The sequence below is a fragment of the Marinomonas sp. 63XJN7_9_ISO-PGPR-S23-217 genome (assembly GCF_056173515.1).
In genome coordinates, this window is record NZ_CM149678.1 from 4,283,646 (window position 1) to 4,310,405 (window position 26,760).

Sequence of the window (26,760 nt, forward strand, 5' to 3'; positions counted from 1 at the left end):
TGTCCCTTCTCGCTCTAGTTATCTGCCTTGTATCCACTGTGCCTTGCTTCTCTCAATCCCACAATGCTGTCGTTTTGCACAGGTAAAGTAATTTGACAGGTCTTAAGTGAAATCCCGTTTTTCATCATTCAATCAGTCAAATAACCAGTGTTTTATGTCGGCGTAGTTAACACATACCAGTTGCTGAGCTTGCGGATTAGCTTCAAGCATTTTGGTTTTTATTTGCAAGTCATCTAGGGTGTATTTGACAAGGGCAGCACGGGTGGTGATGTGAAGTTGCCCATCTGTCATGCCGTAGTCGTTTTCAAGGACACATTTTTGTTTGTCGGTAAGGCGGGAGTCAGGGGCAAGAATCAGTGAGACTTGAGTATTCCACAGGGTGTCTTGTTGTGCGGTTTGTTCGGCGATTTTGCCATCGTAGTCGACACTCTGAAAGCGACTCAGAACGAAGTCTAGAAATTGTTGTCGCATGTCGCAATAAGCACGCACATGCCAGCGTCCGGCGGTTTTCACAAAGCTATGGGGATAAATCAAACGTCCTTGCGGGTCGCTGCTGGAAACGGATAGATATTCGCAATCCACAGCGGTTTTGTCTTTAACGGCTTTTAATAAGGGTCGCATGACTTGTGGTGAGACAAAGCGTGCTAGGGCTTCTATTCTGTGTTGGGTGGATTCAGTGACAGTATTAGAAAACGTGGGGATTTTGCCGTAGTTTAACCAATCAAAATATTCGTCAACGCTTTGGTCAATATAATGGGGTTCAAAGTGATCGGTGATTATGTGGGCTTTTTGTTTGGTATCGTAAACTAGGCCATTACCAGTTGCTTCTTGGTATTGCTTAAAGAGTGGGCTAACACTTTGACGCGTCAACCCAAAGCTTTTCATTAAGGGGGTGGTATTGATCTGCTCTTCCCAAAAAGCCAATAGCTCTATCATCCAGTAGCGCTGCCCCACGTCCATTCTGACCATTCCTTTACCATTGAAGGTCTAGCAATGTAGCGCAGTTTTCTACGGTAGCCAAATGGCAATTGGCGTCCTTTAGTATTTAGATCAATCCATGCTTCGTTTACCCATTGACTGACTCATCAACGAGTTGCCCTAATCATCCAGTTTCTTGGGGTGAGGCTTTTCTCGCAGAATGTGCCGATCTCCACTTGATAGCCGTTTTCTGCTAGGTACATAGCACGGTCGAGGATAAGCCAGTATTCCAGAGCAGGGCGAAACAGTTGGCTGATGGTTTCCAACTTTTGCACCTGTTTTGCTCTGGCTTCGCCGATAGATTCGAATTCTGCGAATGGATTGGCTGCAATGAAATCCGTAAGACCTTTTTGCTTGGCGGCCCAGTGACAAAAAGCATCGAAGCCTTGTGTCAGTATGGCTTTTTGTACCGAGGGCACAGGCAGGTAATCACCTTGTTGACAGGCGGCTCGCTGCCAGGAATCAAACCCTAGTCGGTAGGTCAGTTCGAGTTGTTTGAGGCGTTGTTCCCGTGCGCCAGCGGTGGCGACTTCTTTAACAGCAAGTTTCAGGTGGGCTTGGCGCAAGATCAATGGCGATTGTTGAGCGGTTTGCGATAATGGCTGATAAAATTCATCTTTAGTAAGGTGATAGCAACAGGGAGAAAGGCACAAAACGGGAGTCTTAGCGGCCACGGCTTGTTTGATCAGTTCAAGATGCAAATCCCCACAAGCATGAAGCGCGACAGCACAGTGAGCATTTGCTAATGCTGAGCGCCCTTCTCCTTTGAGCACATCTGCGTGGCTGAAAGTTTGACGTAGGTTGAGACGCTCTGCATCTTGTTTTCCTGCCTCACACAAGCTTTGTTGCCATTCTAGGCTGTGGACTTGTTTATTGCCTTGAAAGGCCAGTAATTTGCCTAAATGCCCCTTACCTGCACACCATTCAAGGTAGTCCTCAGCAATGGGGGTAACGTTAGCAAAAGCGGTTATCTGCTGCCACTTTCGTCCTTTGATGCCCACAGAAAAATAGCTTGGTACGGCTTTGTCGCGCTCCATGATGCGACTCAAGGAGGGAGCCCTCAACCAGGTTTGACAAGGAGCAAGAAAGGGAAAGTGTTCGATCAAATCCGCTTTACGATCGGCGTCTTTCTCAGCTAAACGAATGCGAACCAAATAGTGTGCCAGTTCGGGATAGTTCCCCTTCCAAGGAATGTCTAAATCGACAAAGGTATCGATTTTCCAAAGAGACTGATGGGTTCTTAGCCAGCCATCAATGTGTTGGAAAGTGGCAGGTAATGAGGACATAATTTAGCTCTTATTGGGCTGTCTTTTTTTCTTTACAGACAGGGTAATATTTCCGCAGATTTTACATTGTATTTTGCCATAAAAACGGCAAAATGAAGAGGCAACTAAAGCAACGACCTATTCGCAGTCATTTTGCTGTGACCAACAACAAGGACCCCATATTTATCATGTTCAAGCACCTTAAAGCCGTTTCTGGCGACCCTCTTTTAGCTCTTATCATTGCCCATAAGAATGACCCTAATCCTAAGAAAATTGACCTAGGTGTGGGTGTCTTTAAAGACGATTTCGGTAATACGCCTATTTTAAACACGGTAAAAAAAGCCGAAGCTATGCTGCTTGAGCAAGAAGATTCAAAAAGTTATTTGGGGATTTTTGGTGCGTCTGAGTTTGAGCCCATTATTCAGAATCTGGTGTTAGGTGAAGGTAATGAGTTGATCAGTTCTGGTCGTATTCGCTCAACACAAACACCTGGCGGTACGGGTGCCCTAAAAGTGGCGGCGGACTTTATCAGCGCGAATTTGCAAGATGCACGTTTATGGGTGAGCGATCCAACTTGGGGAAACCATAAGTCTATCTTTCATTCTGCTGGTGTCGAGGTCAAAGATTATCCTTACTACGACCCTGAAACAAATGGACTGCGTTTTGACGATATGATGGCCACTCTGGAAGCTGGAGTAAAAGAAGGCGATGTTCTGTTAGTGCATGCTTGCTGCCATAACCCGACGGGGATCGATCTGCAGTTTGATCAATGGAAAGTACTGACTGATTTTGTCAATAAACGAGGCTTGTTACCCTTAGTAGATGCGGCTTATCAAGGCTTTGGCGATGGCTTAGATGAAGACCTAGCTGGCCTTCGTTATATGGCTGCCCATGTGCCAGATATGTTGATTGCCAACTCATTCTCGAAGAACTTTGGCATTTACCGCGAGCGTTGCGGTGGTTTAAGTGTGATTGCCGAAACAAAAGACGAAGCTGATGCGGCGTTGTCTATTATTGGTCAAGCGATTCGCGCTAACTACTCTATGCCACCCGCTCACGGTGCGGCGGTAGTGTATACCATTATGAGCAATCCAGAACTAAAAGCAGAATGGGAACTAGAAGTCGCTGAAATGCGTAATCGCATCAATGGCCTACGTGAAAAGCTGGTTGCGAAATTAGCTGCTTCTGGTGTGAGCAAAGACTTCAGCTTTATCAAAGACCAGCGCGGCATGTTCTCTTATTCTGGTTTAACCCTGGAGCAAGTACGTACTTTGCGCAGCGAATATTCTATCTATATCGCTGACACTGGCCGTATGAGTATCTCTGGTGTGAGTGATAACAATATAGATTACTTGTGTGAAAGCATCGCGAAGGTTGTTGGTTAATTTTACCCAAAAATAGCAAAAAACCGCGAAGGTCAACTGGGACTCTCGCGGTTTTTTTATGGTCGATATTCAAATACAGATTTAAACAACACGCTATTATCAGCCAAGACAGCTGACTTGAAATGCTTCAATGCAAGGTATGCGGTTTAGCATTCTGTTGTTGTGCCCCTTGGATTTCAGGGTGGTTAAATTGCGCTAAGCGTAAGATTGACGGCTCGATGGTATCACGCCAAAAGTCCACTTCTTCTTCGACCATATTCTCCAGCTTTTTCCAGCCAGTTGAGGTGCCAAACAGCCGCACGGGCGCCAGTACTTCGTTGTAAAAATCTCGATTGCTTTCGTCTAAGCCTAAGCCTGCCAAGCGAGCGCCACGTACAAAACCAAGACACCACTCTTCGACGACTAATTGAAATTTACCATCAAATTCTTGTTCTAAATAAACAGGCGAGATCTCACCATGAACCAGGGCATTCATGGTTTCCATATACATGATTAACACAAGACTTAGGAACTCATCTTCTTCCTCTTGTGTTAGCCATTCAGGTTGGTCTTCTTCCGTTCCCCAAATGGTGGTGAGCCATTGATCTGGTGCCAGTTCTTGTGCACTGCAACCGATTGCGGTTAAAAAACCATCTAACTCAGACACACACAGCAAGGAACGCTCACACCCGTAGGCAGACAGGTAATAGTCCAATCGCTCGTATAACTCTTCTTCACTTATGACGCTTTGGTCTTCATTCTCAGACATTGACTGCATTCCGCTTCATGTGTGTTTCTTTTATTTTAACGCGATTCACGTAAATTTGCCTGCAGAAAAATGCTATCAATAAGATAAACCGCTTATAAAGGTAACGACCATATTTCCCCCTGTTGGGCTGATCATTCCCTAGAATATATAAAAACTTGATTAAAAGGCCGAATAACGCGCTCTAAATGGCCTTGTCCTCTACCATTAAACGTTCTCTAATCTCCATAAGAGATTGCTCTACGACCAATGAGCCGTTTTTAAATACCGTTTTCAACTCCCCTTGTTTTTCCTGTTCGGGTGTTTGCTGATCGAACAACTCAAAGCCATTCTCAGTTTTTTCTACTCGTAATAGGCCCCTTGCTGACTTTTTGGTACCACTGTCGGTAATTGGGTCCTTGAAGATTTCTCTTCCTTCGCCATTTACCTGCCCCCAGGTGGCCTTCATGGCAAAGCCAAAGCTGTCTCGGGTCAGGTACTGATAGGTGAACCCTCCCACTCCCAGCACAATATTGCTTGAAGCAAAGCCTTTTTCTTCCATGACGTTAAGAATAGCTTGCGCTTTTTTCAATGTAATGGAATCGCCATAAATCAATCCGACTCTTGGATTCAGCATTTTGTAACCTTTGTCGGTGATGTCACCACCAAAAATATCCCACAAACACTCTACAGCACCTTTGTATTCAGGAGAGCCAGGCTCAGCCTCTGGGTCACCACCGATGATTTTGACAGGATCACCACTGTCGGGTCTGAAAACCACTTTTGCTAGGCCTAGTGCATCCTCTTCACGTGCTAGAATGATTGCTTTCAACTCACGAGCGTAGCAAGAAATTACCTGCCAAAAATCCCACGTGTCAGACACGATGCTAACGACGCCCCGTGGGTATAACTCTGTGATTAAGCGACGGAAGGTTTCAATTTCCCCCTCTTGGGTGCCCATGCACATGACACTGTGTTCGGTGGCTGGCACTGAGACGCCTATCACCCCTTGTGCGTTGTAATAGTCTTCTGCGTAGTCAATCGCGGCCACGGTATCAGTACCGATAAAGCTAGTCAGGTGCCCCATACCGGATTGGGCGGCGTCCATCATGCCACTCATGCCACGAAAGCTAAAATCATGCCCTTGTAATGGTACAAATGCCATTAGCGCACCTGTCTTTAGCGCGTAGTCGGTTAATAGACGTTTGTACTCATAGGCAACGGTTGCGGTGGTGCATATTTTCCATATCTCGGCACTTAGACTGGTTTCCAAATAATTGGTTAGCCAATAGAACTCTGGCAAGGTATTCACAATGGTGAACATGGGCACTTTAATGTTGACTCGGCTGCCTTCAGGCAATGCCTTAATCTCCAATGGTAAATAGCCCAGATCGTGCAGTGCTTCGATATGATCCACTGGAATAGCCCCTTCCCCCAATGACGTGTCCATACGACGTTTGTATTTCGCCACTACCTTCTCTTTTGGTTGGTTAAAGAAGTGTTCGTTCCAGGTGTCTATTAAAAAGCGCTTGATATAGCCTTGCAGCCCGACAAATACTACACGGTCATCAAACCCTTCTAGAACAGGGGCTAAACGAGAAGATCTGGGCGTAAAATTGGAATACACATACTCTGTCCCCGCAGGGTATTGGCGTCTGTGATCGGCTTTGTAAAAGTCAATTGCGGTTAATGGGTTCATAAAAACCTCCTGTTTTACTGTGACATTAATACTGTATAACGTTGATTTTTGGGCTGACGACTGTCCGCTCGATACTGTTGCTGGTGTAAATAGCGTCGATCAGGCCATCAAAGACTTTGACACCTTTGCTGAAAATACCATGGGTGACATAGAGCACGATTCTTTCTGCTCCTTTGGCTTTAAGCTGTTCTGCAATCTTGATAAAAGTGAAGCCACCATCGCAAATGTCGTCGGTGATAATGGCCGTTTTTCCTACAAGACTGTCAACATCCACCGTCGTTTGGGTAATTTTCCCGGTACTTGGATCACGCTGTTTGGTGCACTGGATCATGCTAGGCAAAGCAAAAAACGCTTTAATAGCAGAGCAACGCGCCTTAGCACCATTATCAGGACAAACCAATACACTGTTTGCGGATTTTAGTAACGTTACCAAAGCGGGGCTTGCAGCAATGATTTTTTCAGGCGTAATGTTTTCCGCTCGAGTCAGATCGATACCTGTCTGACTATGGCAATCCCATACTGTTATGTTACTGAACTCCATACTATTCAGTAGCCCTGCAAATACTTCTAATGAGAACGCCTGTCCTTCTGCACACACCCTGTCCTGCCGAGCATAAGGTAAGTAAGGGAGAGTAATGTTTATCACAATATCCGCGCCAAATTTGTGACGTAGCGCGTTCACTAGCAATAACAAATCCATAATATCGGTTGCACTTTGAAGACGAGCGCTCAGATCTATTTGTCGGACGATAGACCGAGAGGGTTCTGGCAACTGAACATGTCGCTCACCACCCGAAAAGGTCAGGAAGGTAACATCCAATATTTCATGTTGATTTGCTATGACTCGAATACTCATTTTGACACTCCATTATCTCTGTGTTTTTAATAGTGTCTTAAGGACACTATGTGTGTCAAGATATTTTTTGTCTTAAGGACACTATTTGCTACAATAAGTATTACATACACCGTTTTATTGAGAAAAAGATGCAAGAAACAGAAGCTGAGTTTTTACAAAAGTATGATCGCAGAGAATATCTTGCCCCTTTGATGACCGTGGATGCTGCGATTTTTACTTTTCATGGCGGAAAGCTGTTAGTACTACTAACGGAACGCTGTGAACATCCCGAAAAAGGTAAATGGGCCTTACCTGGCGGCTTTGTGGATGAAGAAAAAGACGCCTCTTTAGAAGAGGCCATACAACGCAAGCTACAAGAAAAAACCGGTGTGAAAGCCCCTTATATAGAACAGCTGATGAGTGTCGGTAATAATCAAAGAGACGTCAGAGGCTGGTCTGTGACCGTCGTTTACACCGCCTTAGTGGCTTTGCAATCTTGTCAAAGCTTTGTGGATAACGTTTCTGAGGTTCGCTGGGAAATTTATGAAGAAGCGTTGAAAATGGATCTGGCGTTTGACCATATAGAGATCATGAAAGCGGCAAGAGAAAGATTGAAACAAAAAGCCCTCTATTCCATGGTGCCAGCCTACGCCCTGCCCGAAGAGTTTACTTTACCAGAGCTGCAACATTGCTTAGAAGTCCTGATTGATAAGCCAATTCAAAAAAAATCCTTCCGCCGACGTGTCGAACAAGCCGATTTAATGGAAGAAGTTGGGTTACGATCAGCCGACAAAAAAGGAAGACCTTCTATGGCATATCGCTTAAAAGAAGGTGTTAAAGATTTTACGTTTATTAGAAACTTAGATGCCTAGTCGTTAAGAGTACAGGGCATCACTGAAGACCTTCGCCATGTAGCCAATGGCAAAGGTCTCTGTTTTTTTATTACACTTCTACGATGGCTAGGTTACCGTAGGTTTCTAGCCAGTTTTTGCGATCCCCAGCACGTTTTTTGGACAGCAGTTTATCGAGCAATTCGCCAGTATCGACAGGATCATCCATGGTCAGTTGAATCAAACGGCGGGTGTCTGGTGCCATAGTGGTTTCACGCAGTTGCGATGGATTCATTTCACCCAAGCCTTTGAAGCGCTGTACGTTTGGTGTACCACGTTTATTCTCTGCCGCCATTTTATGTAGGATGATGTCTTTTTCTTCATCATCTAAGGCGTAGGACACTTCTTTACCCAAATCGATACGGTATAAAGGCGGCATGGCAACAAATACATGGCCCGCTTTAACGAGGCTGGAAAAATGGCGTACAAATAAAGCACATAACAAGGTGGCGATGTGCAGTCCATCCGAGTCGGCATCGGCTAGGATACAGATTTTGCCATAGCGTAGACCAGATAAGTCTTCTTCTCCAGGATCCACCCCAAGGGCAACAGAAATATCATGTATTTCTTGGGAGCCAAGAACTTGGCTAGATTCCACTTCCCATGAATTGAGGATTTTACCACGCAATGGCAAGATGGCTTGAAAGTCTTTATCACGGGCTTGCTTGGCAGAACCACCTGCGGAATCCCCTTCCACCAGAAATAATTCGCTTCGGCTGGAGTCTTGTCCCGCACAATCGGCCAATTTACCGGGGAGCGCTGGTCCTTGGGTGATTTTTTTACGCACCACTTTTTTGCTGGCTTTCAGACGCTTTTGTGCGCTATTGATGACAAGATCAGCAATTTTCTTCCCATCTTCCACATGTTTGTTTAACCATAAGCTAAAGGCATCTTTTGCCGTGGCAGAAATAAAAGGCACAATCTGACGAGATGATAAACGCTCTTTGGTTTGGCCTGAAAACTGTGGCTCTTGTAACTTTGCCGATAAGACGTAGCTACAACGGTCCCACACGTCTTCTGCGGTCAACTTTACCCCACGAGGCAGCAAGTTATGGAAATCACAGAACTCTCGAATGGCTTCCAATAGGCCCGTACGTAAACCATTAACGTGGGTACCACCTTGAGCGGTAGGAATCAAGTTGACATAGCTTTCGGTAATCAGCTCTCCCCCTTCGGGAAGCCACTGCACGGCCCAGTCTACTCCTTGTGTTTTTTCTGTTAACCCACCAAGGAAAGGCTCTTCTGGCAATAATTCAAACCCTTCATTGGCTTGAGCTAGATAGTCTTTTAAACCATCTTCGTAGAACCATTCCTCGCGTACTTCTTCGCTGCCACTTTGATCGATAAAAATGACATGCAAGCTAGGACACAGTACGGCTTTGGCTTTAAGCAAGTGTTTTAGGCGCGATAGAGAATATTTAGGACTATCAAAATACTTCCCATCAGCGGTAAATTTCAGCTTGGTACCCGTGTTCTTTTTACCGACTGTACCGACTTCATTTAATTCAACGGTTTTAAAACCGTCAGCAAAGGCAATATGATGAATTTTTCCATCGCGTTTTACCCAGACTTCTAAAGACGAAGATAAGGCATTAACAACGGATACCCCAACACCATGCAACCCCCCGGAAAACTGGTAGTTATCACCAGAGAATTTACCACCTGCATGCAATTTAGTCAGGATCAGTTCGACACCTGAAACCCCTTCCTCAGGGTGAATGTCCACGGGCATCCCTCGTCCGTTATCTTCCACACTTAACGAACCATCCTTATAGAGAATGACTTCAATGCGATCAGCATGGCCAGAAATCGCTTCATCCACCGAGTTATCAATCACTTCTTGAGCCAAATGATTAGGGCGGGAGGTGTCGGTATACATTCCTGGGCGTTTTTGGACAGGTTCTAAGCCGCTTAGAACCTCAATCGATCCGGCATTATATTCTTTAGCAGACATGCGTGTTTGTTCTTCCAATTTGAGATTGCGACAGTGGGGTAAAGCGCACTATCGAGTGGCTATATAAAAATATGATCCGAAGTCTATCACTGCTGCTTAGTACTGTGAAATAACTAAACACGCTGCGAGAATCCTCTTTCATGTTTTCTAGGCCATTAAATAGACAATGAGGTAAAATGACGCGTTAGACAATGAGATTGGCAAAGCGAAGAATATCGTCTGTAAAGCGTTCAAAACCCTCAAAACGGTGACTACCATTTGGCTCATGGGTTAATCGAGCGGTTTCAGGAAAAGCCCGTAAAGCCGCGCGATAGTCCAATGTCTCGTCACCTTCTTGTAGCATTAACCAGTAAAGAGAAGGGGTTGGCTTATCAATTATCATGGCTTGCAGTTCAGCCATATGGGCCTGAGTCAACACATAATGCTCATCTGTATACGGGTTATACTGAGGCCCAAGATGCTCGGTCAATAAGATCGGCGCCTGCACGGCAGGGTTCACTAAAATACAGCGTATTTGATATTTTTCCGCTAAATAACAGCCATAAAAGCCGCCAAGTGAACTGCCAATTAAGGTCACTCGATTACCTTGGGAATGCTGTTCGGTTATCATCGCCTCTAACTGAGCCAAAGCTTTGGCGGGTTGCCATACCAAACGAGGCGCTAAAAACGCCGCCTCTTGCACGCCATGTTGACGCATCGCTTGTGCCAATAGGGTGGCTTTTTCAGACAATTCCGAGCTATTAAAACCGTGAATATACAATAAGGTATTCATACTACAACCTTTAAGACTCGCGGTTATGCGAACAATCCATTATGCAAATTGAAAATACGTGGTTTCGTATAAACGATGACCATGCTTTAAACACAGCTCTAGTAAATCCGCTAGTTGTTGGTTCAAACGGAATTTTTCATCCCTATGGTACATTGCATCATTGGGATAAGGATAAGCCCCACTGTATTGACGATGTCCATCGGTAATTTCCGCAATACCCACATCGTGATAAAGCCGAATGGTCATATTCAGTTTGCTTTCAAACAACAGCTTATTTTCGATTTCAGGGCCAAACTCTAATGCAACATCTGTGGTGAAGCGACTCTCGTTGCCAAGCGTCAAACGCAAGCGGCTTTCTTGATCTCCTGCACTATGAATGGAGAAATGCCACTGGGTATCACTTTCATGCCCGCGCATCAGTTTCGCTACGCGGCGATAGTTTAATTCGCCGAGTATCTGCAAACTGGTTAAATCAGGCACATATTTTGACATTCTCTTCATCACCTTGGTCATTATAAAAACGACTTTCCTTCGTTACATTATTTGGGGTTAAACATCTAGAAGTTAAACACATTGACTAAAAACTGATCGCTTTATGATTAGCTTAGCATGTTTGAATCCTATCTCATAAAACATGTCTATATCGAGACAGTATAGTCAAATTCAATCAGACAAGCTTAGCAAATGTTCGCTGTCTTTTATTTCCAACAATCAAGCAAGCGCTGCTTATTCAGTGCAAACCATTGTAATCCCATAATGGTACTGGCATTTTCGATATCATCATCCAATAGAGCAATCGCTTCTCCCGCACTCATCAAATGCAGTTTAATGTCCTCATGCTCACTGTCTAAACCATGGGTTTCATCTGGGTTGACTTTGCTCGCATCAAACTCTCCTGCGTACATACGAATGTATTCCACCAATCCGCTTGGAGATGGTACAAATTTAAACATGTACTCAAGGCGCTTAATGGTCACACCCGCTTCTTCAAGCGCTTCACGGCGCGCTACGTCTTCATCACTTTCCCCTTTCTCAACCATACCCGCTACCAGCTCAATCAACCAAGGGGAGTCTTTTTGATAGACTGCTGGGCGAAATTGTTCGATCAATAGCACCTTATCTGCCACTGGATCAAACAACAAAACACAGACGACATCACTGCGTACCATCATTTCTCGCACCATGGGTTGGCTCCACTCCCCATTGTACTTTTTGTGTTTTAACGTCAATTTACGAAACTCAAAAAAACCTTTGTAAACGCACTCGTCGTTTAGAATTTCCACATCGTTTTTAGTATAAGTTGGCTTAAAGCTCATGGTTTATCCCGTTAGTCTCTATCCATTGATGCCACGCAATCATTTTTCTTTACGAATTTTCATAACAGGGTATGCTGATTCAAAAAGCAAGACAGCGCCAAGAAAATACAATTAAGAGGTCAAGTCAATGGAAGCAATACGCTGTAGTTGGTGTTTAAGTTCACCCGAATACATAGAGTATCACGACAATGAATGGGGAAAGCCCATTTATGACGACCCAACCTTATTTGAATACATTGTACTGGAAAGTGCCCAAGCAGGTCTAAGCTGGATAACGATTTTACGAAAACGTGAAGGTTACCGAGCCGCCTTCCATCAGTTTGATCCAAAAAAAGTGGCCAAAATGACCACAGACGATGTAGAGAGACTGGTGCAAGATACTAGTATCGTCCGCCATAGAGGAAAAATCGAAGCAACGATTGTCAATGCACAATCCTTTTTAGCCATCGTCGAAGAGTTTGGCTCTTTTAGTGACTATTATTGGGCCTTTAGCGATCACCAAGTAATCGACGCAGCCCCCTCTTCACTCTCTGACGTTCCTGCTGTAACCGAATTATCGACTCGTCTTTCGAAAGATATGAAAAAGCGTGGTTTCCGTTTCTTCGGGCCCACAACCTGCTATGCTTTTATGCAAGCCTCAGGCATGGTGAATGATCATGTTGCTGACTGTATCGCGCGTCAAACGAATGATGCTTAAAAAGTCTGATTTATTGGTCACTTAATTTTCCAAGATTTAATCGGAAAACGGCATCAGTTTCTTGATTTTATTCATGTTTTTAAACGGTTTGCCGATATATCATTTAATACACTCTGGTTTGGTATTGTTTTTCATGTTTAACAACAAAAGTATTCTTATTACCGGTGGTACAGGTTCTTTCGGCCACCAATACGTCAAAACGCTTTTGGCGCTCTATAAACCAAAGCGCTTGATTGTCTACTCCCGTGACGAGTTAAAACAATATGAGATGCAGCAAATTTTCGATGCATCTTGCATGCGATATTTTATTGGTGATGTACGTGATAAAGACCGTTTAACACAAGCCATGCGAGATGTGGATTATGTGATTCATGCTGCAGCCCTTAAGCAGGTTCCTGCGGCGGAATATAACCCAATGGAATGTATTAAAACCAACATTCATGGAGCCGAAAACGTGATTGCCGCCGCCATTGCAACCAATGTGGAGAAGGTGATTGCGTTGTCAACCGACAAAGCCGCTGCGCCAATTAATTTATATGGTGCAACCAAACTTGCCTCTGACAAGCTTTTTGTCGCGGCGAATAATATGGTTGGTCAAGGTCGAACACGCTTTTCTGTAGTGCGCTATGGCAATGTGGTGGGTTCCCGTGGTTCCGTTGTGCCTTTCTTTCAGAAATTGGTCAATGAAGGCGCACAAAGCATTCCCATTACTCATCCGGATATGACGCGCTTTTGGATTACTTTGCAAATGGGCGTTGATTTTGTGTTAAACAACTTTCAACGCATGCATGGTGGTGAGATCTTTGTGCCGAAAATTCCTTCTGTGCGCATTATGGATCTTGCGACCGCTTACGCCCCAGAGATTCCCACAAAAGAAGTCGGCATTCGACCAGGTGAAAAACTCCACGAGGTGATGTGTCCTTCTGATGATTCTTACCATACTTTCGAGTTTGCAGACCATTATGTGATTGCCCCCAGCATTAAATTTTATCAAGAAGACATTCGTTTCGATTGCAACAAACTGGGAGAAAGAGGCTCCTTAGTTGAAGCCGGTTACGAATACCATTCGGGTAATAACCCGCACTTTTTAACGGTTGACGAGATATTAACCTTCGATGACTCACTCTGATTTTATCCCCTATGGCAAACAATCCATCAGCGATGACGACATTGCCGAGGTTGTTCGGGTTTTAAAGTCGGACTTTCTCACTCAAGGTCCAAGTGTCACAGCGTTTGAGCAAGCCATTGCCGAAAAAGTCGGGGCTCAATTCGCTATTGCTGGCAACAGCGCCACTTCCATTTTGCATTTGGCCTGTTTGGCGTTAGGCGTAGGTGCTGGGGATCGAGTCTGGACATCTCCTAATACCTTTATTGCCTCCGCTAATTGCGCCCGTTATTGTGGAGCGGAGGTGGATTTTGTCGATATCGACCCACGTACTTACAATTTAAGCGCAGAAAAATTAGAAGAGAAGCTAATCTCAGCAAAACGTCTTAATACCTTGCCCAAGGTAGTTATCCCTGTACATTTTGCTGGGCAGTCTTGTGATATGGAAGCTATCCATCGCTTATCTCAAGAATATGGCTTTGCTATCATTGAGGACGCCTCTCACGCCATTGGTGGACAGTATCAGGATCATCCTATCGGAGATTGTCGCTATAGCGATATCTGTGTATTTAGTTTTCATCCGGTGAAAATCATCACCTCAGCAGAAGGCGGCATGGCCGTCACAAACAGCACCAAACTTGCCAGGCATATGCGCACCCATGCTCAACAAGGTACCACTAAGTCGTCAGATGAACTGACACAATCCCCTGGTGATTGGTACTACGAGCAACACACATTGGGCTTTAATTACCGCATGACAGAAATGCAAGCGGCCCTCGGTTTGTCTCAACTCTCTCGACTTGATCAATTTATCGAGAAGCGCCACCAGCAATTCAAATATTACGAAAAGCTGCTAAAAGACTTTCCGATCACCTTGCCCTACCAAGCGGAGGACACGCATTCCTCCCTGCACTTGTACCCTATATTATTGCCAGAACATAACAAAACTGCTCGCAGAGGGGTATTTGAGGTTTTACGTCATGCTGGCATTGGTACGCAGGTACACTATATTCCCGTGCACACACAGCCCTATTACCAGACACTGGGCTTTCAGCTGGGGGATTTTCCGGTTGCAGAAGATTATTATTCACGAACCCTGAGCCTGCCGATTTTTGCCGACCTAACCACGGCACAACAGGAACGTGTCGCGCTGATTTTAAAACATGCGCTGATTGCTAATCGAGTCATGAGTGCCTGACCATGAAAGACATCGCCCTTCTACAAGAAAAGCACTATCGGGTAGCCGTGATTCCAGCCCGTGGTGGCTCCCAACGGATACCAAGAAAAAACATTCGTTTGCTAAACGGCAAACCTTTGTTGGCTTATTCCATCGAGGTGGCGAAAGCGTCTGGCCTATTTGATCGCATTGTCGTATCGACAGATGATGAGGAAATAGCTGAAGTCGCACGAGAATACGGTGCTGACATTCCATTTATGCGCCCACGCGACTTGGCTGATCACATGACAGGAACGACCCCAGTGATGCAACACGCTCTACGCACGCTGATCAAACAATCCTATCTTGATGGCTTCGAACGCCCCACTCATGGTTGCTTAATCTATGCAACTAGCCCACTTTTAACCCCGGAAGACTTACAACAAGGCTTTAATGGCTTGGAAAATGCTACATTTTGCTTTTCCGCCTGCACCTTTGACTTTCCTATTCAGAGAGCGTTGCATCTCGATCAGAATGGCCAACTTGCACCAATGTTTCCAGAGCACATTGCCAAACGTTCGCAAGATTTAACAGAAGCTATTCATGATGCAGGGCAGTTTTACTGGGCAAGTGTTCAAGACTGGCTAGAGGATGGTGTTATTTTTGGCGCAAAATCCAAACCTATCATGTTACCAAGACATCGCATTCAAGATTTGGATACAGAGGAAGATTGGCAACGATTAACACAACTAATGGCGCTATATCATCACTGAGAATTCTTGGTGGAGCGTTTTGGCAACACGATCAGCTCCTTTGCCATCAACAAGACTCCGAGCGATCTTCCTGGCCTTGGTCAGCCAAGCATCATCCTGCCAATAGATCATCACTAGACGAATAAGATGCTCGATGCGTTCCACTTGCTGTTTTTCGCTAACGTCATCAAACCGAACAGCATCACACCAAGTCATTGGAACATGTTGCTCTAGAGAGCGAGTTTGATTCTCTGCCACTTGAGCAAATACCGTTGGTACCCCCATACAAGCCAATTCAAACAAGGTACCACCCGCCGCAGAAATGGCCATTCTTGCTTGACCCATTAATGGAGTGACATCACTCACGCCTTGCCGCCAAGCGATGTGTTTTTCCTCGCAATAAGCAAGCACCTCTGCGCTATTTCTGGCATTCTTACCCAGCATCACTTGCACCTTGTCTAATGAAAATCCGGCCTTTTCTAAAGCCTTAAGCAAAGGTAAGGTCAGCGCCAATGGATCAGTCCCCCCCAGGGTCAAGAGCAATCTATCTGGGGTGATCGATTCAGAGTAATGCTGTGAAAAAGAAGGACGCAACAAGGCATATTGTCCGCCAGTAAGAGGCATGGCAACTTGGGAGGAATACACTTGATTGAGTGGATTGACTAGCCACTTAGCGGGAAAGATGCCTCTGTCATTCATGTCATCTACGACCAACAGGTTTGGCTGTACTTGAAACAAACGCGCTATATTATCCGCTTGATAACCATAGTGGTCTAAAATCACCAAATCTGACTGTTCCGCCAATGACAACAAATCCTCTTCGCAGTCAATCAACAGATCGTGATCCGAGGCGAACTGCCGGTAACGATGGTGAACAACAAACTGGCACGTCCAACCTAATCGCTCAAAGGCGCTGGCCAACGCCTGACAACGAACACGATGCCCCATGCCTATTTCTACGGCCGCATCAGCTCGAATCAACGCTTTCATTCCAGCATATTCCACGCCAGTGGCTGACCTTTTATAGCATCCACTTTCAGCACTTTTCCTAACACCTCTGGCCAATACTTAGGCGCTAAACCAAAAGACGGGCGGATAATTTTTAAATGGGTCTCGCCAAGTACCGTCCCTGCTGGCAAGTCCTGTGCGATATAGATTGAACGACGATATTTTTTCGCTGCTTGCTCGGCCTCAGAGCCACCATAAACAACACGCCCCAATGCGGCTTTCGCATCACGACATGCTTTTACTAACGCCGCCATTTCAGACGGCTCCATAGAGAAAGCCGCATCGACACCACCAGCACAACGATCCAATACAAAATGTTTTTCTATTGCGGTTGCACCTAGTGCCGTCGCAGCAACAGCCGCCCCTAATCCCTGTGTATGATCGGATAACCCCACTTGGCAGCCTGTACGCTTAGCAAGATCCTCCATGGTCATCAGGTTTGAATCCACAATTCTTGCCGGGTAAGTACTGGTACATTTTAGCAATGTCAGGGGGTTATTACCGATTGCACGAATGGTTGCAATGGCTTCTTCTATTTCAGCAAACGTCGCCATGCCAGTCGACATAATAATCGGCTTATTGGTTCTCGCCACGGCTTGAATCAATGGGATATCAGTCATTTCAAACGAGGCGATCTTGTATATCGGCACATTGAGAGACTCAAGAAAATTGACCGCATTGATATCAAAAGGCGAGCTAAACGCCACCAAGCCAAGGGATTCAGCTAACTCAAACAAGGGTTTATGCCATTCCCAAGGGGTGGACGCTTTTGCATACAGGTCGTAAAGATTATCCCCCTTCCACAAACTATCACTTTCTGAAACCATAAACTCCTCCCGTCGCACATCAAGAGTCATGGTATCAGGTGTGTACGTCTGCAATTTAATGGCATCAACACCCGCCTTGGCAGCAGCATGAACCATCGCCTTCGCTAGCTCAAAGTCTTGATTATGGTTACCAGAAAGCTCGGCAATAATAAATGGGTCTTGTTCGAACATAATTAACCGTTGTAAAAGGTTATAAGGTGATCATTACCTTTGTCTATAAAGTCAGACGCCTGCTGTAACATGCTTGGCATTTCGTCTAAAAACTCACACCAAACATCAAATATCTTACGTGCACGGCGCACGGCTTCAGCCTCATCCTCGTGTGCGAAAATAAACTTTACGATCAGGAAGGCGGAATAGGTAAAGGAGCCAATAAGCAAATCATGAATATGGCAATGTACACTGGCGCGAAGAAAAAACAGTCTACGGTGATGGGACCACAATAAATCACATACGGCTTCACGGGTTGTGACGGTATCATCCCAACCTTGCTGTAAAAGCTTAGCTATTTTGCAAAAACCTTCGATAGAAATGAGCGTTTCTGGCGCCTCTTTTAGCACACTGGCTGGCGGTTCGGTAAAAAAGCATTGATCCAGTAGCTGAATCACGGCTTTATGGTCAATCTTAGGATCCAGAATCATCAGATTCTCTGGCTTAAGCGGCTCAACTCCTTCGATTTTCGCACCATCAGATAAATTGTAGCTATTAAACCCACGACGCTTCTTCAATAGGCGCGTTAAGGACTCTAGCTGGACCCGTGACGTATCCATAATATTTGTCGCATAGATCACATCACCAAAGTTACCTTTACGTTGAATTAAAGAGGCATCTTGAAAACTTTGAAAGCCTGATTCTTTGCCATCTTTATAATAACCACTGTGGATAGAATGGTGACTGCCTTTGTCCTTGAAACCATTATCGACCCCAAGGTAATACACCGTATTAAAGCCAAACAAATGCACATAAGACAACGCTAGGTTCGCCACGACCGGATTGCAAAAGTTTAGTTGAACGTATTCTTCCAGATCGCCCTGAGCGCGTGCTTGTTGCAGAATCAAGCTGGTAATCGCCTCTCCAGGCTTTAACCCCATACCAGAATGCTTAAAATATTGGAAATACTCGGGGTGCATAACATCCACAGACAGCCCCCAGATTTGGTCTAGATAGTCTTGATCCAAAAAGATAAATTTGTCGACGGTTTGTTTCATGCGTTCAATATCCACATGAATATCTGGCGTGACTCCCAATTTTTTAAGCGTGTTGATGGTGGAACCACAACTGATCACTAATACTTGATCTCGTACTTCTTTCACCAACTCAATCCCTTGGTCAAGGGATGGCCCATTCCCTAAGATAAAAACAGGGATATCCAATACCCATTTCGGGAGCTCATCACGTCCTTTAAAACGAGCTAAACGCGTATTGGGTAAAGATCGCAGCCCCTGAGCAATGCCAATCAATGCATCGTCAAAAAACCCCCAACCCATCACCTGACGAACATAATGTTGTTTAAAATAGTGGATAGCTTGATTATTTTCAGGACTACTGTAGGCAACGTGCAAGAAGGTTTCCGGCGCCATAAAATAACCATTTTCGGCCAACTGAAGTATGTATTTATCAGTAAAATCTTCTGCATTCACACCTAGAGAAAAATAAATCGTGCGGCCATCTCGGTTACATTTTTCCAGTATCGGCAGCCAATCAATCGCAAATAATGAGTAATAAAAACAATCTAAATTTCGCTCATATAGATAAAGATGCTTCACCTCCCGACATTCAAGCAAAGCCTCTAACTGGTAACCAAGCTCAATACCAAAAAAAACGGCGGATCCCACGAACTGGGTTATGCTCTTTTGTTTAGCAAGACCTTGTGCTTGCGCAGAAGCCACATCCATCATTTTGTTGCTATAAAACACATGACGGCTTGGGTGATTGTCCGTTTTATCTAAATTCAAAAAGGTTTTGTTAGGGGAGCGAAGCGAAGCCAAGACTTTTTTTTGTGATTGCTTTCTAGGCTCATCAGAAAAAAAGGGCACACCGACATCTTTGCGAAAAAGATTCAGTTCGCCATTCGCTTCCATATAGAGAAAAGGGTTGTCTGGTGTATAGGATTGAAACGCTTCATAGATATGCGGCATCACCTCAGCAAATACGGCCATGTTATTGGCATATCGATTATTGAGCTCTGCCTCGTGTTCTTTTATACGGTGAAGACCTTGTTGCAAAAGAGAAAGATACTCCTCCGTTGGTGCGGTGTCAGTCCATTGTTCCTCATTTTGCATGCTTTACACCCTTGTACTGGATCACACCTTGACGGGTTTTAGTTGTCTTAAAAAGCTCATTTTGCATGGCTGTATGAAGATTCTCAATCAACTCAAGCGCACGCTGATGGGCTTGAGCAAATCCCTTAATAGTCTGATTAACGCCTGCATCATTCGAAGGCTGGATTGATCGTATAAACTCATCATGTTTCTCGCAAAACTGTAAAATACTATCAACATCCTGGCGTTGAACACTTACTTCTAGCTCATCCGTCAATTCGACAAGATAGGCTTTATCCAGCATTAAGCAATACCCACACGAGCTTCTACTTTATCAGCATAGGCTTTTTGTTTATCTGCCTCTGAGATTTGATCCCAGGCACCTTTGATTTGTAGCAACAAATCCATTACATGATCAATAATAGCGATATCTCGCGTTGCGCTAGCTTCGTTGATTTTTACCGTCATATAGTCATACAAAGACTCTAAATTATCGACAAGTTCTGGGTTCCTATCACGATCCAAGGCATCGCGAAGCCCATTAATAATTTCAACGGCATTGGTCAAGGCAGAGGCTTTACCCTGTAAATCACCTCGCTCTATAAACCCTTTGCCGAGTGCCAAACGCTCTAAAGCACCTTGCATCAAGAGCTGAATGACTCGATGAGGATCAGCTGATGCCAAATCAGACTTCAAAGAGTCTTGTCTATAAGCATGAATCCCTTTTTTCTCGTACATAAACAACCCCATTTATTACAGTTTAAACGTTACTTCATTTTTTCAAGTGCATTATTTAGATAGTTCCCTTGTGCTTTCATCTCAGAAAGCCGAGAATCTAAATGTGTAAATTTATCTCGTAATGATGACTCATAACTCTTCATTCGGCGTTCAAAGTTCTTCATTGTTTCTTCAGTATCATCTTTCGACTTTTCGATAGAGTTCTTTAACGTGGTATTCATTCCATCTATACCGGTATAGTTATCCAGCACTTTTTCAAGATGTTTTGCTAAGCCACCATTACCCGTAAACAAACCAGGAAGCTCGTCATAACTTGTGGACATGACTTTATCGAGCTTATTTTGATCGAGACTTAATGTGCCGTCGTTGTCAATTTTCACACCTAAGTCAAAAATATTGTTCAACTTACCAGGACCAGCATGGGTCATCATTAAACTGTTAGTTAAAGAAGACTGTAAATTTCGAATCATGCTATTGCTATTTAGCACAGCCCCCTTGGCAGTACTCTTTTTTAAGACACCAATTAATTCATTGTATGACGAGACAAAACCCTGAATAGTGTCTTTAACGGATTTCTCATCCTGCGTAACATCCACTTTGGTCGGTTTATCTGTTAACGCCAATGCATCGATGGTTAAACCGGACACAGCCTTATCAAATTTATTACTATCATTGCGGATTTGAATGCCATCTACCGTGATCATTGCATCTCGGGCTTGATCCCCTTGCAGCATGACCATGCCAGCGGATAAACCTGAGGTAGACACACTGTCCAATGACAAACCATCCGAATTAACAGGAGGTTTTTCTAAGGTGTCTTTACCATCTTTTGTTAGCGTATCTGAAATCGGTAGTTTGCCAAGCGGTGCCTTAGTATTGGTAATACTGATAGAGTTATTATCGCCTTCTTTATCTGACGTAACGGTAAAAAATAAATGACCTTTTCCGTCATCAATGATGTTGGCAGAGACACCAAAATTATCTTTAGCGTTATCAATTTTCTTTCTTAACTGAGCTAGAGTAGTCCCTGGATCCACATCCACTGAGAATGAGTCTTTACCAGCACTAAAGGTTAACTTTCCACCACGGGCTGTAACCACATCGCTCTCTGAATGAAATATATTGGGTTTAGAAATGACTCGGCTGCCTTTCGCCGTTTGATTCACACTGATTTCATAAGAAGAGTTTGAGGCTGTCGGGCCAGCGGTGACATCCAATACTTTTTTGTCTTCAGGCTGATCTATCTGTGTATTACGCCCTTCAAAACTCTCTCTATTATTCAGTTTTTCCACTGATGATTTGAATTTGTCTATCGATGCACCGACCGTTCCAAGAGCAGATAATTTAGCATCATATCTGTGGATTTGATCCTGATACAGTTTCACCTTTGGGTCTTTTTGAGCACTCACCATTTTTTTGACGAGAGAGTCTAAATCTAGACCCGATCCCATACCCAATGAGCCAACTGGCATATCCACTCTCCTGATGCATTACAAATTACTAAATATATCAAATCATACTTTGCTGTTGACAATGGTACCTTTGATGTCACGTAGCTGACTAATAATATCATCAATCCGCTTCGACATTTTTATAAACTCTTCCGAAGGAATTTGACGAACAACATCCCCCGTGGTTTGGTCGATCACCTTGACGATTTTTTCATTACTGTCTTTGCTCATTTCAAACGATAGATGAAAATTCAACTGAGCCATCTTAGTGTTCATTTGTTTTACTTGATTTGGCTCTATCTTGTCTGAAAAGGTTTGTTCTTTCGAATCTTCTTTATTTGTTTTATTGGTATCGGACAAAGTCTGGACAACTTTAGCCTCTGACTGATTCCGTACATGAAAATTATCAGAATTACGCTGTTCGGGCCTTATCGGTAATGAACTTAACGTATGTTTAGAAATATCACTTGAACTGATCGACATAGTCTGAACCTCTCATAACACATAGAAAGCTGAGGTAGCCCCTCAGCTTTCTATAATGTGAAATTATCTCAATAGAGACAGCGCTGTTTGCGGGCGCTGATTTGCTTGAGATAAGATAGACGAACTAGCCTGTTGCAAAATCTGTGCACTTGTTAACGCTGCGGTTTCCTTCGCGAAATCCGTATCTTCAATACGGGCACGCGCAGCGGTCACATTCTCAGTGATGTTGCTTAGGTTATTAACCGTTGACGAGAAACGGTTCTGTATTGCACCCAATTCCGCACGCTTAGAATCCACTGCAGAAATCATCGTATCAATGACGGAAACCATACTTTGCGCATTCGTCATGGACGTAACCGATGCCGTAGTGATGCTAACTTGGGAAGAGGCCTGACTTGACAGACCTGACATAGTAAAGCCACCATTCCCAGCAAAGTCAATAGACCCAGTGGCACCAGCATTCTTCATATTAAAACTGATCGTTTGATTGGAATCAGCACCTACCTGAAAGACACCATCGTAAGTGCCATCTAATAAGCTTCTTCCACCGAATGTAGTGTCTGATGCGACCCGGTTAATCTCCTTTGATAGCTGTCCCACCTCTTGTTGAATGGCTTTCCTATCTTCATCGGTATTTGAACCGTTAGAGGCTTGCAATGACAAAGTACGTATACGCTGGAGCATATTAGTCGTTTCATCCAATGCCCCTTCTGCTGTTTGCGCGACAGAAATACCATCATTCGCGTTTCGCACAGACTGGTTCAAACCATTAACTTGAGCGCTTAAACGGTTAGAAACTTGTAAACCTGCGGCATCATCTGCTGCCGAATTAATACGCTTCCCCGAAGACAAACGCTGGAAAGCAACATCTAGCGTGCTGCCTGATTTCATCAACTGACGTTGAGCATTCAGAGATGAAATATTCGTGTTTACATAAAGAGCCATAAATAGCCTCCTAAAGTTTTCGACAATTCCTGCAAAAAAGCAGTACTCGTCCTTAATATCGACGAGAACATCAATAACTTTACTATTTCATGGCATTTATTTACCTCATACAGGCAAAACCCTTCACCCTAATAGGCAAAAATATTCCCAACTGATTGATATAGATAAACTTTGTATTTACTCCCTTATTAATAAAACCGTCTAAATAATGTAAATTTTAAGCAGTAACAAGATCGCTAGCATTACAAAAAAGCTCAACGGAAAGTCCGTCTTCAACTCCCCTTTCTTAAACGAAAAGGAGCAATAATCGCATGTTGCCAATACGTCCAACATCGATAGGCAGACACATCTCTATAAATCGAAATAACAGGCACGACAAAGTAAAGACGAGCGAAAAACTCATCTGGCTGACAGCAAACAGATGTTATAAAGACCGGACACCGTCAAGCCGACAGAAAAATATCCGCCGAACACGCCAGACACAAAAACGCTGAAAGCATCTTAATTAGCCCCACTCAATCACTCGTTATCAAATACAAACCTCCTGAAAACACAAATTTTAGGCACAAAAAAGCCAGATGAAGCACTTTCATCTGGCTAAAAGCCGCTTTTCCCAAGAGAATAGAAGCCGCTTGAAATAAATTTAATAGAAGAAAAAGCAGCACATAGGTACTACTTTTTACTCGCTATTTAATGCTAATTAACGACCACCCAATAGGGACAACGCCGCTTGAGGACGTTGATTAGCCTGAGAAAGAATACTGCTACTAGCTTGCTGAAGGATTTGAGCACTGGTCAAAGCAGCCGTTTCTTTTGCGAAGTCAGTATCTTTAATACGTGCACGTGCAGCTGTTACGTTTTCAGTAATATTGCTCAAGTTATTCACAGTAGAGGAAAATCGGTTTTGTACCGCACCCAACTCAGCACGCTTAGAGTCTACTGCCGAAATCATAGTATCAATAACCTTGATCATACTTTGCGCATTACTCATAGTGGTAATTGATGCGGTATCTTTAGAGACCTGAGGTGTTGCTGCACCACTAGATAACCCAGACATGGTAAAACCACCATTTCCTGAATAATCAATGGAATTCGCATTACCACCAGATTCCAGCGTAAAACTAATGGTTTGGTTAGAGTCAGCACCAACCTGAAAGACGCCAGCGTAAGTACCATTAAGCAGGTTACGTCCACCAAAGGTCGTCGTACTGGCAACACGGTTAATCTCTTTAGAAAGCTGCCCCATTTCCTGTTGCATTGCGACACGATCTTCAGCCGAGTTTGAACCGTTGGCAGATTGAATGGATAGAGTACGCATACGCTGCAGCATGTTGGTTGTTTCGTTCAACGCACCTTCAGCCGTTTGAGCAACAGAAATACCATCATTCGCATTTCGTACTGACTGGTTCAGGCCATTCACCTGAGACGTCAAACGGTCACTGATCTGTAAGCCCGCAGCATCATCGGCAGCACTGTTAATACGGTAACCAGAAGATAGACGCTGGTAAGCAGTATCCAATGCTTTACCCGACTTCATTAACTGGTTCTGAGCATTTAAAGAAGAAGTATTTGTGTTTACATATAAAGCCATTTTGCTTTCTCCTAAATAATAAAAAAAGAGAGATAACGCTGTAAAATCAACTTGGCATCCACATATACAGCGATCTACCAAATGCTCGTTTGAATTGTGTTATCAAACTCCATATACCCTTTATCGACACTCTATTTTCAATCTTTAACCTTTTTTTCTATTTTTTCTATTTTTTCTCCAAGCCCTTTACACTAAAGGCAGTAAAGACAAGGAAGTCAGTAGAATGCGCACAACCGTGTACAAAAAGTAAGCACTCTAGTCTTATTTGTAATCTACTACAAATAATCCGTCATTAGCAAAAATACTCATGACAAAAACAGACTGTCGTGATACGACACATTAAGGGCACTTGCTAGAGGAGGATGTGTTAAGAAAGGTAATTAATAAACTGGATTCCCAAAGACTGAGGGGAAATGTCTTTGACAATTTTAGTACTCTCCTGAGAGTAGCCTGGCTTACTCAGATCAATATCCGATACTGTAATAAAGCTCTTATGAGTCAGGCTATATACTTGACGAACTAAAGCGGGCTCCAAAGAAGCACTTAAGGTCAACACAAACCCGACACGACCATTCGACAGCACGATGCAAGACCCCACCGGAATTCTTCCAATGCTTTTCAGAAAAACCCCTAAGAGGGATTTATCAAATGCCAATCCAGCCTCTTTTACTAATTGCCGACGCGCTCTTAGTGGCCCCATGGACTGTTTGTGAACTTGCTCTGAGGTTAAGGCATCATAGGCATCGATAATACCAGCTATTTTCCCATACACAGAGATTTCTTGATCCTGCTTACCATGGGGATACCCTGCACCATCTACTCTTTCGTGGTGATCGATCAACATTTGATATGCCACTTTGGGGATACCGTCACTCTGCTTAAACATTTGCTCGCCAAATGTAATGTGCTTTCGAAACAAATCAAATTCGGCTTCCGTCATTTTCCCTGCTTTATGACTAATGGCCATAGGCAAACGAAAACGCCCAAAATCAAAAAGCAGGCCACCCAAAGCAATGGCTTCGATGTAGGGCTCAGACAATGCCAAGGCTTTGGCAAAATGAATACCCAATACTGCCGCCCCCATTGCATGCTGCTCCAGATACGTAGAAGCATCTTTTATATGACGAATAGCAAGCAGAGCAAAGGAATTACGCGTATGAGATTGCATCAAGCGCTGACAAAACGCCCTTAGTTTATCCATGTCTAATGGGGAGCCCGTTTTAACGATATCGGTCTGCTCCCTGAGTAAAAGGTAACCATCTTCGAACAGTTTTAGTGCTTTAATAACCTCATCATTAAATGAAGTCGGTGCCAGTTTTTTCTCCACGAAACCAGTCTTAGCCTGACGTCGTAAAGGCAAAGAAATCGATGCATTAGCCTGAGACTCGTCCGCCTCTTTTTCAACTTGTTTTTCTTTGTCTCTTTTTTGCGCCTTATACGCGAGAATATACTCTCGAGTATTATCATCAAGCTCTTGACGAAAGTATTTAAACAGACTTTGACCTTTATTCGCTTTATCACGCCAATCTTTGGTGGTTAATGAGGCATTTAGCTTTTTTAAACTTTTAACCGTTTTTCCTTGAGTCATGGAGTAGCACAGCAACAGAAATCGCTCTTGTGCGTCATATAGGCGCTCTCGTTTTGTGTTCAGTAGCTTTTCAAAGGTAAAAGAAGGGTCATAGGGGAGAAAGTTGGTCTCTAACGCAGGCTTCACTAGATCAAAAGTCACTTGACGCATGGCCACACTAACAATACGACTTTTTTTCCCTCGCGTTCGAACTAGGCTACGGATATGCTTATGATTAAGGACATCATTCTTAATGCCAAATTGGCTGATAATTTCATCAAGATTAAAGAACCCCGAATTCAAATCAATACCAAAGCATGACTCGACTTGAAACGCTGACATCTCTCGCTACCTTCCAAGC

At 44.0% G+C, this 26,760-nt stretch carries 25 protein-coding genes; 6 read left to right on the forward strand and 19 right to left on the reverse strand.

The features are described from left to right. Positions 1–132 precede the first annotated feature (132 nt). A complete protein-coding gene (locus AC0VYI_RS20070) occupies positions 133–969 on the reverse strand; it encodes a BrxR family helix-turn-helix transcriptional regulator (protein ID WP_475445115.1) in 837 nt (278 codons plus the stop codon). A 116-nt stretch (positions 970–1,085) separates the two neighbouring features. Beyond that, positions 1,086–2,264: a methyltransferase gene (locus AC0VYI_RS20075; RefSeq protein ID WP_475445117.1), complete on the reverse strand. Its 1,179-nt coding sequence runs from the start codon at positions 2,262–2,264 to the stop codon at positions 1,086–1,088. A 167-nt stretch (positions 2,265–2,431) separates the two neighbouring features. Between AC0VYI_RS20075 and AC0VYI_RS20080 the strand changes: the two genes are divergently transcribed. Beyond that, positions 2,432–3,628, forward strand: a complete 1,197-nt coding sequence (locus AC0VYI_RS20080) for an amino acid aminotransferase (protein ID WP_475449837.1) — start codon at positions 2,432–2,434, stop codon at positions 3,626–3,628. Between the two features lie 127 nt (positions 3,629–3,755). Here the strand turns inward: AC0VYI_RS20080 and AC0VYI_RS20085 are convergent, their stop codons facing one another. From AC0VYI_RS20085 to prs, 3 genes are all read right to left on the reverse strand, one after another. Then, entirely contained in the window at positions 3,756–4,376 is a 621-nt protein-coding gene (locus AC0VYI_RS20085) for a UPF0149 family protein (protein WP_199473960.1), read from the reverse strand. A 181-nt stretch (positions 4,377–4,557) separates the two neighbouring features. Then, positions 4,558–6,051 (reverse strand): nicotinate phosphoribosyltransferase, encoded by a 1,494-nt coding sequence (locus AC0VYI_RS20090; RefSeq protein WP_475445119.1) that lies wholly within the window; start codon positions 6,049–6,051, stop codon positions 4,558–4,560. A gap of 25 nt (positions 6,052–6,076) precedes the next feature. Continuing rightward, on the reverse strand, positions 6,077–6,907 hold the full coding sequence (prs, locus tag AC0VYI_RS20095) for a ribose-phosphate diphosphokinase (protein ID WP_475445120.1): 831 nt from the start codon (positions 6,905–6,907) through the stop codon (positions 6,077–6,079). A 128-nt stretch (positions 6,908–7,035) separates the two neighbouring features. Here prs and AC0VYI_RS20100 point away from each other — a divergent pair, with 128 nt between their 5' ends. Continuing rightward, positions 7,036–7,758, forward strand: a complete 723-nt coding sequence (locus AC0VYI_RS20100; RefSeq protein ID WP_475445122.1) for an NUDIX hydrolase — start codon at positions 7,036–7,038, stop codon at positions 7,756–7,758. Between the two features lie 70 nt (positions 7,759–7,828). On the opposite strand, the gene parE is transcribed toward AC0VYI_RS20100, so the two are convergent. From parE to AC0VYI_RS20120, 4 genes are all read right to left on the reverse strand, one after another. Further along, positions 7,829–9,730, reverse strand: coding sequence for a DNA topoisomerase IV subunit B (gene parE, locus AC0VYI_RS20105; protein ID WP_475445124.1), 1,902 nt, complete (start codon positions 9,728–9,730; stop codon positions 7,829–7,831). Positions 9,731–9,914: 184 nt separating this feature from the next. Continuing rightward, the gene (locus tag AC0VYI_RS20110; RefSeq protein ID WP_475445125.1) at positions 9,915–10,502 is read right to left on the reverse strand and encodes a YqiA/YcfP family alpha/beta fold hydrolase; all 588 of its coding nucleotides are present in this window, start codon (positions 10,500–10,502) and stop codon (positions 9,915–9,917) included. Positions 10,503–10,541: 39 nt separating this feature from the next. Continuing rightward, a complete protein-coding gene (locus AC0VYI_RS20115; protein WP_475445127.1) occupies positions 10,542–10,994 on the reverse strand; it encodes a DUF1249 domain-containing protein in 453 nt (150 codons plus the stop codon). Positions 10,995–11,200: 206 nt separating this feature from the next. Beyond that, positions 11,201–11,818, reverse strand: a complete 618-nt coding sequence (locus tag AC0VYI_RS20120; RefSeq protein ID WP_475445129.1) for an NUDIX domain-containing protein — start codon at positions 11,816–11,818, stop codon at positions 11,201–11,203. 127 nt (positions 11,819–11,945) lie between these two features. Between AC0VYI_RS20120 and AC0VYI_RS20125 the strand changes: the two genes are divergently transcribed. The 4 genes from AC0VYI_RS20125 to pseF all read left to right on the forward strand — a co-directional run bounded on the left by AC0VYI_RS20125 (position 11,946) and on the right by pseF (position 15,549). Continuing rightward, positions 11,946–12,515 carry a DNA-3-methyladenine glycosylase I gene (locus tag AC0VYI_RS20125; RefSeq protein ID WP_475445131.1) on the forward strand — a complete coding sequence of 190 codons (570 nt, stop codon included), beginning with the start codon at positions 11,946–11,948 and terminating at the stop codon, positions 12,513–12,515. Positions 12,516–12,648: 133 nt separating this feature from the next. Continuing rightward, entirely contained in the window at positions 12,649–13,644 is a 996-nt protein-coding gene (gene pseB, locus AC0VYI_RS20130) for a UDP-N-acetylglucosamine 4,6-dehydratase (inverting) (RefSeq protein WP_475445133.1), read from the forward strand. After that, the gene (pseC, locus tag AC0VYI_RS20135; RefSeq protein WP_475445135.1) at positions 13,631–14,818 is read left to right on the forward strand and encodes a UDP-4-amino-4,6-dideoxy-N-acetyl-beta-L-altrosamine transaminase; all 1,188 of its coding nucleotides are present in this window, start codon (positions 13,631–13,633) and stop codon (positions 14,816–14,818) included. Before pseB ends, pseC begins: the two co-directional genes overlap by 14 nt. A 2-nt stretch (positions 14,819–14,820) precedes the next feature. Further along, entirely contained in the window at positions 14,821–15,549 is a 729-nt protein-coding gene (pseF, locus tag AC0VYI_RS20140; RefSeq protein WP_475445137.1) for a pseudaminic acid cytidylyltransferase, read from the forward strand. Here pseF and AC0VYI_RS20145 read toward each other — a convergent pair. The 10 genes from AC0VYI_RS20145 to AC0VYI_RS20190 form a co-directional block, all read right to left on the reverse strand. Further along, the gene (locus AC0VYI_RS20145) at positions 15,535–16,518 is read right to left on the reverse strand and encodes a PseG/SpsG family protein (RefSeq protein WP_475445138.1); all 984 of its coding nucleotides are present in this window, start codon (positions 16,516–16,518) and stop codon (positions 15,535–15,537) included. The two genes, pseF and AC0VYI_RS20145, sit on opposite strands and share 15 nt — an antisense overlap. Continuing rightward, positions 16,515–17,534: a pseudaminic acid synthase gene (gene pseI / locus AC0VYI_RS20150; RefSeq protein ID WP_475445140.1), complete on the reverse strand. Its 1,020-nt coding sequence runs from the start codon at positions 17,532–17,534 to the stop codon at positions 16,515–16,517. Before pseI ends, AC0VYI_RS20145 begins: the two co-directional genes overlap by 4 nt. Positions 17,535–17,536: 2 nt before the next feature. Beyond that, complete coding sequence (locus tag AC0VYI_RS20155; RefSeq protein ID WP_475445142.1) at positions 17,537–19,645, reverse strand: motility associated factor glycosyltransferase family protein; 2,109 nt, start codon at positions 19,643–19,645, stop codon at positions 17,537–17,539. Further along, on the reverse strand, positions 19,635–19,928 hold the full coding sequence (locus AC0VYI_RS20160) for a hypothetical protein (protein ID WP_475445143.1): 294 nt from the start codon (positions 19,926–19,928) through the stop codon (positions 19,635–19,637). The genes AC0VYI_RS20155 and AC0VYI_RS20160 overlap by 11 nt, the downstream gene beginning before the upstream one ends. Beyond that, on the reverse strand, positions 19,928–20,362 hold the full coding sequence (gene fliS / locus AC0VYI_RS20165) for a flagellar export chaperone FliS (protein ID WP_475445145.1): 435 nt from the start codon (positions 20,360–20,362) through the stop codon (positions 19,928–19,930). The genes AC0VYI_RS20160 and fliS overlap by 1 nt, the downstream gene beginning before the upstream one ends. 29 nt (positions 20,363–20,391) lie before the next feature. After that, entirely contained in the window at positions 20,392–21,834 is a 1,443-nt protein-coding gene (fliD, locus tag AC0VYI_RS20170) for a flagellar filament capping protein FliD (RefSeq protein ID WP_199473923.1), read from the reverse strand. A 42-nt stretch (positions 21,835–21,876) separates the two neighbouring features. Then, entirely contained in the window at positions 21,877–22,296 is a 420-nt protein-coding gene (locus tag AC0VYI_RS20175; RefSeq protein WP_067013465.1) for a flagellar protein FlaG, read from the reverse strand. A 63-nt stretch (positions 22,297–22,359) separates the two neighbouring features. After that, positions 22,360–23,241, reverse strand: coding sequence for a flagellin N-terminal helical domain-containing protein (locus AC0VYI_RS20180; protein WP_475445147.1), 882 nt, complete (start codon positions 23,239–23,241; stop codon positions 22,360–22,362). Positions 23,242–23,941: 700 nt separating this feature from the next. Further along, positions 23,942–24,832 carry a flagellin N-terminal helical domain-containing protein gene (locus tag AC0VYI_RS20185; protein WP_475445149.1) on the reverse strand — a complete coding sequence of 297 codons (891 nt, stop codon included), beginning with the start codon at positions 24,830–24,832 and terminating at the stop codon, positions 23,942–23,944. 367 nt (positions 24,833–25,199) lie between these two features. After that, positions 25,200–26,741: an HD-GYP domain-containing protein gene (locus AC0VYI_RS20190; RefSeq protein ID WP_475445151.1), complete on the reverse strand. Its 1,542-nt coding sequence runs from the start codon at positions 26,739–26,741 to the stop codon at positions 25,200–25,202. Positions 26,742–26,760: the final 19 nt, after the last annotated feature.

Excerpts from the sequence above, each read along its gene's own strand:
- AC0VYI_RS20070 (WP_475445115.1), bottom strand. The coding sequence starts at position 969 with ATGGTCAGAATGGACGTGGGGCAGCGCTACTGGATGATAGAGCTATTG.
- AC0VYI_RS20075 (WP_475445117.1), bottom strand. The coding sequence starts at position 2,264 with ATGTCCTCATTACCTGCCACTTTCCAACACATTGATGGCTGGCTAAGA.
- AC0VYI_RS20080 (WP_475449837.1), top strand. The coding sequence starts at position 2,432 with ATGTTCAAGCACCTTAAAGCCGTTTCTGGCGACCCTCTTTTAGCTCTT.
- AC0VYI_RS20085 (WP_199473960.1), bottom strand. The coding sequence starts at position 4,376 with ATGTCTGAGAATGAAGACCAAAGCGTCATAAGTGAAGAAGAGTTATAC.
- AC0VYI_RS20090 (WP_475445119.1), bottom strand. The coding sequence starts at position 6,051 with ATGAACCCATTAACCGCAATTGACTTTTACAAAGCCGATCACAGACGC.
- prs (WP_475445120.1), bottom strand. The coding sequence starts at position 6,907 with ATGAGTATTCGAGTCATAGCAAATCAACATGAAATATTGGATGTTACC.
- AC0VYI_RS20100 (WP_475445122.1), top strand. The coding sequence starts at position 7,036 with ATGCAAGAAACAGAAGCTGAGTTTTTACAAAAGTATGATCGCAGAGAA.
- parE (WP_475445124.1), bottom strand. The coding sequence starts at position 9,730 with ATGTCTGCTAAAGAATATAATGCCGGATCGATTGAGGTTCTAAGCGGC.
- AC0VYI_RS20110 (WP_475445125.1), bottom strand. The coding sequence starts at position 10,502 with ATGAATACCTTATTGTATATTCACGGTTTTAATAGCTCGGAATTGTCT.
- AC0VYI_RS20115 (WP_475445127.1), bottom strand. The coding sequence starts at position 10,994 with ATGTCAAAATATGTGCCTGATTTAACCAGTTTGCAGATACTCGGCGAA.
- AC0VYI_RS20120 (WP_475445129.1), bottom strand. The coding sequence starts at position 11,818 with ATGAGCTTTAAGCCAACTTATACTAAAAACGATGTGGAAATTCTAAAC.
- AC0VYI_RS20125 (WP_475445131.1), top strand. The coding sequence starts at position 11,946 with ATGGAAGCAATACGCTGTAGTTGGTGTTTAAGTTCACCCGAATACATA.
- pseB (WP_475445133.1), top strand. The coding sequence starts at position 12,649 with ATGTTTAACAACAAAAGTATTCTTATTACCGGTGGTACAGGTTCTTTC.
- pseC (WP_475445135.1), top strand. The coding sequence starts at position 13,631 with ATGACTCACTCTGATTTTATCCCCTATGGCAAACAATCCATCAGCGAT.
- pseF (WP_475445137.1), top strand. The coding sequence starts at position 14,821 with ATGAAAGACATCGCCCTTCTACAAGAAAAGCACTATCGGGTAGCCGTG.
- AC0VYI_RS20145 (WP_475445138.1), bottom strand. The coding sequence starts at position 16,518 with ATGAAAGCGTTGATTCGAGCTGATGCGGCCGTAGAAATAGGCATGGGG.
- pseI (WP_475445140.1), bottom strand. The coding sequence starts at position 17,534 with ATGTTCGAACAAGACCCATTTATTATTGCCGAGCTTTCTGGTAACCAT.
- AC0VYI_RS20155 (WP_475445142.1), bottom strand. The coding sequence starts at position 19,645 with ATGCAAAATGAGGAACAATGGACTGACACCGCACCAACGGAGGAGTAT.
- AC0VYI_RS20160 (WP_475445143.1), bottom strand. The coding sequence starts at position 19,928 with ATGCTGGATAAAGCCTATCTTGTCGAATTGACGGATGAGCTAGAAGTA.
- fliS (WP_475445145.1), bottom strand. The coding sequence starts at position 20,362 with ATGTACGAGAAAAAAGGGATTCATGCTTATAGACAAGACTCTTTGAAG.
- fliD (WP_199473923.1), bottom strand. The coding sequence starts at position 21,834 with ATGCCAGTTGGCTCATTGGGTATGGGATCGGGTCTAGATTTAGACTCT.
- AC0VYI_RS20175 (WP_067013465.1), bottom strand. The coding sequence starts at position 22,296 with ATGTCGATCAGTTCAAGTGATATTTCTAAACATACGTTAAGTTCATTA.
- AC0VYI_RS20180 (WP_475445147.1), bottom strand. The coding sequence starts at position 23,241 with ATGGCTCTTTATGTAAACACGAATATTTCATCTCTGAATGCTCAACGT.
- AC0VYI_RS20185 (WP_475445149.1), bottom strand. The coding sequence starts at position 24,832 with ATGGCTTTATATGTAAACACAAATACTTCTTCTTTAAATGCTCAGAAC.
- AC0VYI_RS20190 (WP_475445151.1), bottom strand. The coding sequence starts at position 26,741 with ATGTCAGCGTTTCAAGTCGAGTCATGCTTTGGTATTGATTTGAATTCG.